The sequence below is a fragment of the Mesorhizobium sp. WSM4841 genome, from assembly GCF_055811515.1.
Genome location: NZ_JBVVQC010000049.1, coordinates 21,719 through 32,367, shown reverse-complemented (window position 1 = coordinate 32,367; position 10,649 = coordinate 21,719). Strand labels below are relative to the sequence as shown.

14 protein-coding genes are annotated in these 10,649 nt (G+C 61.9%); all 14 read right to left on the bottom strand.

What is annotated here, in order from left to right:
* Window positions 1–4: 4 nt before the first annotated feature.
* On the bottom strand, window positions 5–175 hold the full coding sequence (locus AC0L14_RS32755; RefSeq protein WP_473751995.1) for a hypothetical protein: 171 nt from the start codon (window positions 173–175) through the stop codon (window positions 5–7).
* Between the two features lies 1 nt (window position 176).
* Complete coding sequence (locus tag AC0L14_RS32750; protein WP_473751994.1) at window positions 177–587, bottom strand: hypothetical protein; 411 nt, start codon at window positions 585–587, stop codon at window positions 177–179.
* Entirely contained in the window at window positions 587–1,279 is a 693-nt protein-coding gene (locus AC0L14_RS32745; protein WP_473751993.1) for a hypothetical protein, read from the bottom strand. Before AC0L14_RS32745 ends, AC0L14_RS32750 begins: the two co-directional genes overlap by 1 nt.
* Window positions 1,279–1,632, bottom strand: coding sequence for a hypothetical protein (locus AC0L14_RS32740; RefSeq protein WP_473751992.1), 354 nt, complete (start codon window positions 1,630–1,632; stop codon window positions 1,279–1,281). Before AC0L14_RS32740 ends, AC0L14_RS32745 begins: the two co-directional genes overlap by 1 nt.
* Entirely contained in the window at window positions 1,629–2,042 is a 414-nt protein-coding gene (locus tag AC0L14_RS32735; RefSeq protein WP_473751990.1) for a hypothetical protein, read from the bottom strand. The genes AC0L14_RS32740 and AC0L14_RS32735 overlap by 4 nt, the downstream gene beginning before the upstream one ends.
* On the bottom strand, window positions 2,039–2,689 hold the full coding sequence (locus AC0L14_RS32730) for a hypothetical protein (protein ID WP_473751989.1): 651 nt from the start codon (window positions 2,687–2,689) through the stop codon (window positions 2,039–2,041). The genes AC0L14_RS32735 and AC0L14_RS32730 overlap by 4 nt, the downstream gene beginning before the upstream one ends.
* A 3-nt stretch (window positions 2,690–2,692) precedes the next feature.
* The gene (locus tag AC0L14_RS32725) at window positions 2,693–3,181 is read right to left on the bottom strand and encodes a hypothetical protein (RefSeq protein WP_473751988.1); all 489 of its coding nucleotides are present in this window, start codon (window positions 3,179–3,181) and stop codon (window positions 2,693–2,695) included.
* Window positions 3,182–3,224: 43 nt separating this feature from the next.
* Window positions 3,225–4,391, bottom strand: a complete 1,167-nt coding sequence (locus tag AC0L14_RS32720; RefSeq protein WP_473751987.1) for a hypothetical protein — start codon at window positions 4,389–4,391, stop codon at window positions 3,225–3,227.
* A 40-nt stretch (window positions 4,392–4,431) separates the two neighbouring features.
* A complete protein-coding gene (locus tag AC0L14_RS32715; RefSeq protein WP_473751986.1) occupies window positions 4,432–4,695 on the bottom strand; it encodes a hypothetical protein in 264 nt (87 codons plus the stop codon).
* A 33-nt stretch (window positions 4,696–4,728) separates the two neighbouring features.
* The gene (locus AC0L14_RS32710; protein WP_473751985.1) at window positions 4,729–6,111 is read right to left on the bottom strand and encodes a class I SAM-dependent methyltransferase; all 1,383 of its coding nucleotides are present in this window, start codon (window positions 6,109–6,111) and stop codon (window positions 4,729–4,731) included.
* A gap of 68 nt (window positions 6,112–6,179) precedes the next feature.
* The gene (locus tag AC0L14_RS32705; protein ID WP_473751983.1) at window positions 6,180–6,605 is read right to left on the bottom strand and encodes a hypothetical protein; all 426 of its coding nucleotides are present in this window, start codon (window positions 6,603–6,605) and stop codon (window positions 6,180–6,182) included.
* Between the two features lie 95 nt (window positions 6,606–6,700).
* Window positions 6,701–8,137, bottom strand: coding sequence for a phage major capsid protein (locus AC0L14_RS32700; protein WP_473751982.1), 1,437 nt, complete (start codon window positions 8,135–8,137; stop codon window positions 6,701–6,703).
* Between the two features lie 25 nt (window positions 8,138–8,162).
* The gene (locus tag AC0L14_RS32695) at window positions 8,163–8,882 is read right to left on the bottom strand and encodes an HK97 family phage prohead protease (RefSeq protein WP_473751981.1); all 720 of its coding nucleotides are present in this window, start codon (window positions 8,880–8,882) and stop codon (window positions 8,163–8,165) included.
* Between the two features lie 6 nt (window positions 8,883–8,888).
* A complete protein-coding gene (locus AC0L14_RS32690) occupies window positions 8,889–10,646 on the bottom strand; it encodes a phage portal protein (RefSeq protein ID WP_473751979.1) in 1,758 nt (585 codons plus the stop codon).
* Between the last annotated feature and the right edge of the window lie 3 nt (window positions 10,647–10,649).

The window sequence follows — 10,649 nt, the reverse complement described above, 5'->3', positions numbered from 1 at the left end:
GTGGTTATTCGGCCGACTGGGATTTCGCGGGCTTCAACGCCGGCGGCACGGCGAGAAACCCTTTGTCGGTCAGGCCCTCGACGGTAAGCGGCGACAAGTCGGCGGTTTCCGATATCTCGTCGTCGACCTTGAAGCGCTGCAGTCTCGTTTTGAACGCCTTCAAAACCTTGAGCATGTCATTCGTCCCTTTGCCAGTTGATGGTTGCGGTCATGGCGTAATAGTTGGCCTTCATCGTGCCGGGCTCGCCGGCGCCCAGCGAAGCCTCAAGGAAGTTCACGGTGCCGAGTTCCAACCCGCGAAACAGGTCGATCAGCTGGCCGGCGTATTGCCGCGCCAGCCTGGTGCCGATGCCATTCCTGGTCATGACGTGCAGGTAGAGCTGGCCGACTTCGCGCCAGAGGTTGGCCGAGCGCGTTTCGGCGCCGATCGAGGCCTGGTCGAAGAAATCGCCGAAGATCTCGACGTAGACGAAATGCTCCGGATCATCGGGCAGTTCGTCGGGCATGTTCTCGAAGACGATCAGCGTCGTCGTCCACTGCGCGGTGAGATACTGCTCGACGGTGTCGTAAGTTGTAAGGCTGGACATCAGAGCGCGTTGATCACGATCGAGGGATAGGTAATCGGCTGGCCGGCAGCACGATCCGCGCGCCGCGACAAGGTGGCACGACCAGCGCGGAAGGCGCTGGAGCGGTTGTTCTGCGCCGCAGCCTGCAGCGGGGTGCCGCCCTTCAGGACGTAAGGGATCATCGGATGCACGCCGGCGGAGATGTTCAGGAATCTGGTCTCGAAGTTGAAGGCGCCGCGGAACCGGCCGTTCATGGCGCTCTTGGTGCCATCGAAGACGCGGCGGCGCTTAACACCGGACAGGCCGCCCTCGACCTTACGGATATAGGGCTGAAAGTTGGTGATGATGACCTCGGCTTCGCTCGGTATCGATGCATATTCGACCGTCGGGCGGCCATCGACGATGACAATGAACGACGATGCAAACCGGCCGGAGCGGCGTGGGCTCCTATTCACCAGCTCAGCCACAACGGCGTTGATGACCAGCGGCCAGTTCGAGAACACGTAGAGGATTGAGCCGGGTGCCTTGACCGCCTCTTCCGGCAGGCCGGGCGTATTGTTGACGTAGCGATCATATTGCGGTGACGCGCCCCCCGCGATCGCCCGTGCAAGTTCTTCCCTCGCGAACTTCGCCAAGGCAGCATTGATCGCGTCCGGCTCCATGCCGGCGGTCGCGAGCTTCAGATCGCGCTCGAAGAACTCGAAGCCAGCCATCAGCCGCCCACCATAAGCTCGACTCGCACGAGCGTGTTTTGAACCCGGATGTGCTTCGGGAATTCGATGTTCCTGACTTTGCCGTCCTGCACGATCTTGTCGCCTTTCTTGATCGGCAGCCGGAATTGAGCCCGGTTGATGTCGGTCGGGCTCAGGATGACGCGCGACCATGTCTGGTCGATGGCGCCGACGAGCTCCTCCGGCTTCAGCGGCCGGATCGAGGCGCGGACGTCGGCGTCGAACGGGATCTGGATCGAATTCGGGCCGAGCGTCAGTCGACGTAGAACGGCATCCTCACCAGCATCGAGCAGCGCAGCATCGAGGTCGGCGATAAGCTCTGCCGACGTCGTCACCGCGCCACAACCCTCGCGGAAAGAACGGTCTGGCCGGCATAGGTGCCAGTCGAAACCACCTTGACCCGCATACGGTCCGTCAGCAGCCCGTCGACTGCGGTATCATCGGCCAGCGCCCCATCGGTTGGACTAACCTGTGTCGTCTTCGGCGTCAGGGCCGACAGATTGAGGAGCGCGACCTCAGAAGCCGTGGTGAACAGAACGCTGGCGACGTCGTACCAGGTCGTCCCGCCGTCGGCAGAGCACTGGACATAGGCACGGATGGTTGTGCCGCCAGAACCGTAGGCGAGCCGCAGCTGCAGTGCCGCAGCCAGCATGCCGTCCAAGCTGACGACCGCATCGCCAATAAGGGTTTGCGCGGTGGTGATCGTCAGATCGCCAAGCGAGTAGATGCCGGGGTTGTCCATCATGCCACCAAAACATTGAGGAATCGGGTGAGCTGGCCGGCGACGATGTCCGGGACCGCGCCCTCATTGGACTGGCCTGGAACGGATCCGACCCAATAGCCGCGCTCAACGCGTCGGACATCAGGGATATCGATGACCTCGGATTTCAGCGCAGGATCCCGTTTGCCTTCGGCCCACGCCAGTCGCATGAAGTCCATAGCGGCCTGCTTGAGATCGCCGGGGACGGTGACAAAGCCGGCTCTGTAGACGACGACAACCTTCGTGGCGCACCAGCGCTGGGCGATGTCATCGCTCAGTCGAGTGGCTAAGCCGGATTCGGGATGGACAATGAAATCGTCGTCGGCAGTCAGCGTGTCGCTGTCCTCGACGATGCTGGTGATCTCGATGTTGTGCCGACGCGATAGTTGAAGCGCGGCTCGATCGACGCCGCGGAAGGTCTCGGTAAGCGTCTCCTGCAGCAACGTCGGTTCCGCCCCGGCGCCGATCGCGATGCAGCATTCCGCCATGATGGCAGCGCCAAGCCGCAGATCGAGCGCCGCAAGCCTAGTGTCTTGGCTGGAATCGGTCACGCCGATCGCTTCGCGACGTTCGGCTTGGGTCAGCAGCGAGCGGTCACTCGCCGGCGTAGTGACCACCAGGACGGAATGCATGGATCAGCCCTGTGCCGCCATGCGGGCGTCGGCGATCTTGCCGACAACGACTTCCTTGCTGTCACCGTCGACGACGGCGATCTTCTCGGCGTCGACGACATTTGCGAGGTCATCGTCGGAAAGGCCAGCCAGGTCCGCCAGGATGGCATCGCGCTTCTTGGCGGCTGCTTTTGCGGCTTTCTCGGCCGCCTTAGCCGCCTTCACAGCTTCCGCGATTTCCTCAGGCGTGCTTTGCGAGGCATAGCCCTTCGGCGGGTATTCAGATGCCGAATAGCCCGCAGCCACGTACTCGGCGATGGTGGGGCCATCATCGCGCAGTGCGACATTCTTTTTGCTACCGATCTCGGCAACATAGCCAGCTGCCTCGAGGTCCTTGAAGAGCTCGGCAGGAACCTCGTCATCGGTGCCCTTGATGATCTCGCGGCCGTGCAGATTGCCAACTTCGGCGACGCGAACCGACATGAGGACCGAAACTGCTTTCATTTCTGACATGGGATTGTCCTTTCAAGGGTTAGCCCTTCACGAGCGGTAATGTTTAGGTTGTCATTTCCTGAAGTTCTGCATCAGTGAAGGTCAGGCTTGACCCCATCGCGAAACGCTCAGTGAAACCGTAAATTGACCGACCGCCAGCACCATTGGTCCCGAGATCGAAGTGGGTGAGCGCGGCCTCGAGTGAAGCCCCTGTGTTGGAGCCAACAACGCCATTGCAGGCCACTTTGATGACGCCGCCTGCCGTCAGATATCCGGCAACCTTGTTGACGTTACCAAGACCGAAGTTGAACACGCCTCCTGCTGTCTGGGCCGTTGCCCCGACGGCGGCAAAGGAGACACCACCATCCGACAGGATCGTGCAGAAGATGCCGGTCGCTCCCGTAATGATGCCGCCACCGCCTGCAGAACGCTCAGACATTCCTTGCCAATAAAAGGCGAAAGCACCACGGGCAACAAGTATGAGTGGGCCGAGGTCGGCTTGATCGGCTGTCGGTCGGGATTGCCCCGGTGTCTGGGTGGCCGTGGTGGTAGGAACGCGGTACTGCTGCGGGATATTGATCCCGACATTCACGGGAGCGAAGAGTTGGACGAAATCGACTGCGAAACTGTCGCCGCTCGTGCCGATACGAAAGCCGAAGATCGGGTTTGTTACCGTATTCTGCGTGATCCATTTAAGCTGATACGACGAAGTGATGTCAGCGATGACAGTCCATGTTGCCCCGTTATCGACCGTCATTTCTAGCGTGCCGGTGCCGGTTAGCCGTTTGATGTCTACCTGAAGAACCAAGTTGTTCTGTGCGAAGGTCAGACTTTGTAATACAGTGCCGCCATCGGCGGTTGCTGCGATGCTTGTCGCTGCGTTGGCTACGTTGTTCGCCCCGGTTTGGTTCTTCGTCGCCGTGACGTTCGTCTTGGTCCACGCGACGTTTGTTAAATCACGATTCCAGAGGGCGCGGGAAGAAAACGTCGGGTACTGGCAATGGCCTTTGGTGGTCCGACGAAGACCAGAGGACGCTTGTGTTATCAGAAGTCCTGTCGCGTCAGGGACGAAGGTCGCCATGACGTTGTTTGGATCACGGAAGAACCTGCCGTCATTCGTGTTGTTGCCGTAAGTCTGAGTGCCGCCCTTGACAGTCGCCGCGACAAAATCAATGTCGTGCGTAAAGCGATTTAGCGGCTGAACATAAATGCTGCCGCCATGCTGCCCCATCGCAGGGCGCGCCACAGGCGAAAACAGCGGCTCAAATAGCCTACGCACTGAAAACGCCGCAGGTCGCGCCGGCGACTCGCGTGAAGCGATACGCGCCAGGAGCGGAGATCAGTGTCGATGACGCATAGGCGGTGAGCTGCCCGACCAGGTTGTATGCGCCGGCGTCATCCTTGAGGTAGATGTAGACCTGCGCGGCGGCGGCATAACCCTTCAGCCCAACGGTGACAGGAGTGCCGGCTGCAACGGTGAGGTCACTAGAGCTCGCCGCCGTCGAGCCTGTTGCAAGTAGTTCTGCCGCTGCCATGGAACATGATCCTCCGGTCGCCGTCTGTCAGAGTTAGCTCTTCACGAGCGGGTTGGGGTGTTTGGCGTGATCGTATCGAGCCTCGATCTCGTCCGCGGTCGGCAAACACTCGCGCGGCGTCATCGTCACCCTGACGGCTTCATCGCCGCCGCCGTCGAAATCGAGCGTCATGGTGTCGTAACCGTAGATCCGCTCCTCGATCGGTGCTGCCGCATCCATCAAGGATGTGTTCGCGGGAAAGCCGATCTCGATGCCCCTGGCCTTGGCGATGCCGAGATGGAACTCGACGCAGCCCCGGCCCTTTTCGGCGTCATGAGCCCGCGCATAGGTGAAATCGCAGCCGAACAGGCTGATCTGCTTGACCCCGATGTGCACCGCATAGGCCACCGCATAGGCCGCCGTCGAATTGAAATAGGCGATGCCGCACGAGTTGATCACCGCTTCGAGCGGGAACGCGACGGTGCCCGGGTAATCGGGATGTGGCCGACTCGTATAGATCGGACCGAGATGCCGGCGCATCCAGTCCAGCATTCTGGCGATGTTGCTTTCCGGGCGGGCCGCTGCACGGATCTCCTGGATGCGGACGTCATCCATGTGGAAGACGCGGTCGCATTGGATGACGCCGGCGACGGCATTGATGCCCCAGACTTCATCGCAGAAGGCGTGACGGCCGCCGAGGCGTTTCGCGATATCGACGTAACCCTCGAGCGAAGGCCCGAGGCCCAGGATCAGGACGTGACCAGGTATAGGTTCCGCATGCATGACGGGAGCGACCACGGACTTGGGTGCTACGCTCTTGCGCCTCCCCGCGCGTGCCGCCACAACGACGATGGTACGCCCCTCGACGTCGGGTTCCACCTCCGATTCCGGACCGGCCTGCCCGAACCAGCCGGTGATGCACCAACCCGCGCTTTCGAGCAGCTCGGCGAACTCGGCACGGGTGTAGTGCCGGTGGTGGTGCAGTATCCTGCCGCGGTGAGGAAACACGGTCTCGTTGGGTACGCTGGCGACCAGCCGGGGCGCCACAGTATGAAGCGCCTTCAGCATCGGTAGAGGATCGGCGAGATGTTCGATGGTCTCGAAGCACACCGCGGCGTCGAACGAGTTGCGTTCGTAGCCTTCGGCTTCCATGACGTCGCCGGCGCGCAGCGCGACCTTGCCGCGCCTGAAATGGGCTTTGCCATAGTCGATCGCCGCATCGCTGCGGTCGATGCCGACGACGGTATGGCCGGCATCTGCGAGTATCGCCGAACCGTAGCCGACGCCGCAGGCCAGATCGATGACGCGCGAGCACTTGCCCAGCAGCTTGGCCGCGAATTCGTAGCGTGCCGTATGATCGCGGCGGATGCCGTCGATCGTCGGCGCGACCTGGCGTTCCCCATTGGCGAGCTCGCCAGGTGCAGTTTGGATGTTCATGTCGGAATCCTGTTGTCGGACAGGGCAAGGAAAGGGCGCGCCGAGTGAACCCGGCGCGCTGGGATGCGTTAGGAGGCGGGCGCGCTGGCGGCGCGCTGGACCGCGTTGACCGAGATCGGCGGGCCGGCGGTGACCGTCGACTTGATGTTGCACTGGACGTAACGTTTCGCGCCCTTGTAGGCGATCTTCTTGGCGACGTTCTTCGATGTGCCCGAGGTGCGCGTGCCGGTCGCCCCGATGCCGGCCAGAGCCTCCGTGTTGATCAGGTCGGCGTCGGCGACGGAGGTCAGCGTGCCGGTGACATCGCCTTCCTTCACCGTGACGGTCAGTGTCGCGTTGGTTGCCGTGATGGTGCCATAGCTGATGTCGAACAGCACGGGACCGATGTAGCCCTTGCGGTCGATGATCTTGCCGGTCTTGCCGGTACCAGTGGTGCCGACCGCGACGGCGGCAATGGCCGTCTGCGTCTTGTAGGAGCTGTAAAGGTCGTCCATTTTTCTCTCCAGATCGAGGAGTTAAAGGGAGGGGTGACGGGGGTCCGCGAAGCACGGACCCCGGATGCTTCCTCAGAAGCGAGACGGCGCAGCCGTCAGGTCGAGCACTTCAGCTTGCGGATGGCCTCGGCGAGGACGACCTTGCCGCCGGTGCGCCGACGGAAGATAAAGCGGATGTTGCCGCTGGTCGCCTGGGTATAGGGATCGCGAAGCATCTCCATCGCGATACGATCGACGATCGTGTAGGCCCTGCGGTAGTCGCCGTAAGCGATCGGATAGAGACCGGCACCTTCCGACGGCATGTCAGGGAATTCCGCATAGGGATCGCCGTCGATCGAGTTCGGCTTGCCCTGCGCGATGCCCGGCATCCAGATGTAGTTTTTCTGGCCATCCTTCAGCTTGCGGACCGAACCGATCGTGGTGCGGTTCATGATCCAGGTCGCGTTCGCCGCATATGCCGTCTTGATGGCATGCTTCAGCGTCAGCAGACCATTGGCCTGGCCGTCGGCGTCAGCGATTGTCGCCGCGCTACCGGAGACCGTCTCTGCGACTGAACCGTTGGTCAGGATGCCTTCGTATTCGCCGACACCGGTGCCGGATACGAACTCGCCGCCTTCCTTCACGGAGAATTGCTCCGCCGATTCCTCACGGATCTCGGCTTCCATGTCGAAAGCGGAGTCCTCGAGCATCTGGTTGGAGATGTCGATGAGAGCGTACATCTCCGGTGCCGTCAGCTCCTCCAGGCCGTAGGTGAGGCCGGTCGTTTCCGTCTTCGTGCCGGTTTCATGGATGCGGCGAGCCGCAAACTGACCGGTGCGCTTCGGGATCTGGATCGCCTTGTTCGCGGTGTTGCGGACGCGGACGAGACCGCGGGCCGGGCTTGACAGGGTTACCGCCTTGATGATCTCGCGGACGTATTCGGTCGGCGCGAGATAGCCGGCAGCGGTGTCGGTGCCGACGTTGAGGGCTTTGGCTTCCGCCGTGACATCCGCGAGCACCTTCTGCTCGTCCGTCGAGAGATTGACGACGCCGACGGCGTGGGCGCGAACAACTGCCTTGCACCAGTTGTTGAACATGACCTTGGCTTCGTCGCCGTCCTTGCGGGAGCGGTCGTTGGCGGGAAGCCGGGCAAGCGCGACCTCGATGCGCTCCGCGGCTTCCTTGGCGGCCTTGGCCTGCTGTTCCGCCATGGTCAGCTTCTGATTGAGACCCTCGTACTGCTGAAGCGTGGTCTCGATCTTGGAGAGCTTTTCCGTCGTGATGACGTCGGCAGCACCCTTCTTCTCGATCTCCTTGAGGCGATTGTCGTTCGTGAGCTTGAACTCCTCGAAGGCGGTCATGACCGGGCTGATCGCCTTCTTGAGCTCCTCGGGGTCGATCGCGGCGGCCGCGGCCGAGGCGATGATCATTCCGGAGCCGGTGTGCTCGGTCTGGGCGAAAGCAACGATGGCAGCGACAGCGTCTGGCGCGATCGCGGCGGTGACGGCGAGCGCAAGCGCGCTCGCCACCATGAGCATGGTGGAGATTCTCATGTGGATGGTCCTTTGAATGAAGGGCTTAGAGAGCCCGGATGCGGTTTGCGGCCTCGGAAATGATGGCCGTGACGACGCTTTCCCTGTCCTCATCCCGAGGGTCCAGTTGAGCCTTGTAGCCGTCAGCGGCGATAGCCCTGGCGGCAGCATGCGAGAAACCGCCTACGTCCCGTAGGAAGCTCTCGAATTCACGAACGGTCTTGATCTCGTCGGCGAAACTCTCGTCGTCCGCCGACTTCATGGCGTAGATCCGGGCCAGGACATTGGACGGATCGTCGACCAGTGAAACTTCGCGCAGAGTGGCGGTCTTGATAAACCGCTTCGGCTCGCCGGGGCGACCGGTGCCATTTTTCGCGCCATGCGGCGGCACCCGGTAGCCGATCGACAGGCCTTTGAAGCCGCCCTCACGCACCTGCGCCTGGTTCCACTTGCCTTGCTCGGTATCGAGACCGATGAGACGGCCCTTGACATGAAGTCCGTTCGGGTCCTCCGACATCGCATCCCAGACGCCGATCGGCTCGTGACGGTTGCCAGTCATGGCGCCGTGCATCTTATACATCGGCGGCAGAGAGCGGCCTTCGCGCTGGCGATCGAGCAGCGATTTCGCGAAGGCACCAGGTTCGATGACGTCGCCATGGCTATCGGTGTTGCCGAACACCGCGGCGTAACCCTCGAACGAACCAGGTGCGGCATCGCTGTCCGCGAACTTCGCCTCGAACGCCGCGCCGATGCAGCCGATTTCCATGTCAGATCACTCCGTCGCTGGGCCGCTGTCGGCGCGGTGCTCATCAATTTCCGAAAAGATCTCGGGACCGAACTTCAGTTCGCCGCGGTAGGGTTCAACCTTCGAGAGATCGAGGTCGCCGGCGTCGAAAGTGATGGTGACGTGCGGCTGGTACTCCGGCCAATCCCATGAAGCGCCGGCTTCCCGCATCGCCATGTGGCGCCAGGAAAGGTCGGTCGACGCGAAAAGCAGGGCGACGGCGCCTTCCTTACCCATTGGTTCGACAACACGAGGACCGCCCGGCGCGATTGTCAGAGTACCCTTGCTGTTCTGGATCCAGTTCTCGCCGAGTGCGATCCAGTCCAGCCGGGATCGGCTGTAGGCGATCGTCACATGCAGCTCGTCGGCCGGCAGCGTGTTCTTGAAGCCTTGGCCGCGGGCCCATTTCAGGAAGGCGTCGGAGTTGATGAGATGGCGGCAGACGTAGAGTGTCCGAGGCGCCGACTTGGTTTCCGTTGGCCCGGGCTTCCCCTGCTCCTGGCTAGTTGGCGCCATCGTGGCCGGCTGCCAGACCTCATCCATCTTCGGATCTTCGTCCGGGTTCCAGCCGTCGTCCTCGCGGACCTCGTTCGGCCTCAGCCAGCCAGGCGACGAGTTCGTCCCCAGACCGGCCTTGTAGTATTCCGTCCGATCCTTCAGCGAGCCGCGCAGCAGCTCGGAGGTATCGATTCGGCAGTAGTAGCCCTCGGCGCGCTCGTCCTTGGTTAGGATCTGCGTTTCCACGCCAGACCGCACTGCCTTGATCCAGGGCTGAAGCGAGTAGCGAACATGCGCCTCGAGGAAGGCATCAGCGCTGGCGAAGGTCGGTGACTGATCGCCGGCATGCCCCAGCATGATCGGGAAGATACCCAGAAGTCGGGCGATTTCTTCGATCTGGTGCTTTCTGGTGTTGAGGTGCTCGCCGTCAACGCCGCTAAGCGCGATCTGTTTCCATTTCAAGCCGCCAGCCGTCACCGGCGTCATGCCGGCTTGCGCCGCCCCACTGAAGCTTTCCTGCCACTGCGTGCGCAGGAGATCGATCTGGGCTTTGTTCAGCTTCTGCTCGCTCTCGAGGACGCCACTCGGACGCGCCCCATTGGCGTGCAACTTGGCTTGCGTCTCCTCGATTGAACGCGACAGACCGATTGCTTCGCGGCCGACAACCGCTGGGTCCAATCCCTTGTACGGCGACCACGAAGGGCCACGAAGATGCAGCACCTGGTCGGAACCGACAGTCGCGAACCCGCCGCCCTCGAAGGTGAGGTCGTAGGTAACATAGTTGTACTGGTTCGGCAGGTTGATCGACACGCATTCTGGCCGAACCGGAATCAGCTCCTTCAGCTGTCCGTTGAGTTCTACCTTGTAGGAGACGCCGTTGCCGGCCCCGGCGGCGTGCATCAGCGTGGTGCGCCAGTACTGGAAGGAATCCTGCAGGTTGTTGGCGCGGTGAAGCAGGACGTCATAGGCCGGATGGTCGATCGCCGGTTCGGTGCCCTTCTTGCTTCGCTTATGGAGCTCGACGGGCAGCTGCGCGATGCCTTCCGCAATGACCAGGATGCCCCGATGGAACGAAGTCGTCTGCAGCGCAGATGAGGTCGACACCTGGGCGCCCGATTTTGTCGGCAGTCCCCAGCCACCATTGATTGCCGACCACATCTCCGGCGAAAAATCGACCGCCTTCGCCTCGTCGTCGTTGGCCGGCACCATTGGCTCAGAACGGCGCGGGATCAGTGGGACCGACCTCATTTA

Excerpts from the sequence above, each read along its gene's own strand:
- AC0L14_RS32745 (WP_473751993.1), bottom strand. The coding sequence starts at position 1,279 with ATGGCTGGCTTCGAGTTCTTCGAGCGCGATCTGAAGCTCGCGACCGCC.
- AC0L14_RS32755 (WP_473751995.1), bottom strand. The coding sequence starts at position 175 with ATGCTCAAGGTTTTGAAGGCGTTCAAAACGAGACTGCAGCGCTTCAAG.
- AC0L14_RS32690 (WP_473751979.1), bottom strand. The coding sequence starts at position 10,646 with ATGAGGTCGGTCCCACTGATCCCGCGCCGTTCTGAGCCAATGGTGCCG.
- AC0L14_RS32725 (WP_473751988.1), bottom strand. The coding sequence starts at position 3,181 with ATGTCAGAAATGAAAGCAGTTTCGGTCCTCATGTCGGTTCGCGTCGCC.
- AC0L14_RS32720 (WP_473751987.1), bottom strand. The coding sequence starts at position 4,391 with ATGGGGCAGCATGGCGGCAGCATTTATGTTCAGCCGCTAAATCGCTTT.
- AC0L14_RS32695 (WP_473751981.1), bottom strand. The coding sequence starts at position 8,882 with ATGGAAATCGGCTGCATCGGCGCGGCGTTCGAGGCGAAGTTCGCGGAC.
- AC0L14_RS32750 (WP_473751994.1), bottom strand. The coding sequence starts at position 587 with ATGTCCAGCCTTACAACTTACGACACCGTCGAGCAGTATCTCACCGCG.
- AC0L14_RS32730 (WP_473751989.1), bottom strand. The coding sequence starts at position 2,689 with ATGCATTCCGTCCTGGTGGTCACTACGCCGGCGAGTGACCGCTCGCTG.
- AC0L14_RS32715 (WP_473751986.1), bottom strand. The coding sequence starts at position 4,695 with ATGGCAGCGGCAGAACTACTTGCAACAGGCTCGACGGCGGCGAGCTCT.
- AC0L14_RS32700 (WP_473751982.1), bottom strand. The coding sequence starts at position 8,137 with ATGAGAATCTCCACCATGCTCATGGTGGCGAGCGCGCTTGCGCTCGCC.
- AC0L14_RS32735 (WP_473751990.1), bottom strand. The coding sequence starts at position 2,042 with ATGATGGACAACCCCGGCATCTACTCGCTTGGCGATCTGACGATCACC.
- AC0L14_RS32705 (WP_473751983.1), bottom strand. The coding sequence starts at position 6,605 with ATGGACGACCTTTACAGCTCCTACAAGACGCAGACGGCCATTGCCGCC.
- AC0L14_RS32710 (WP_473751985.1), bottom strand. The coding sequence starts at position 6,111 with ATGAACATCCAAACTGCACCTGGCGAGCTCGCCAATGGGGAACGCCAG.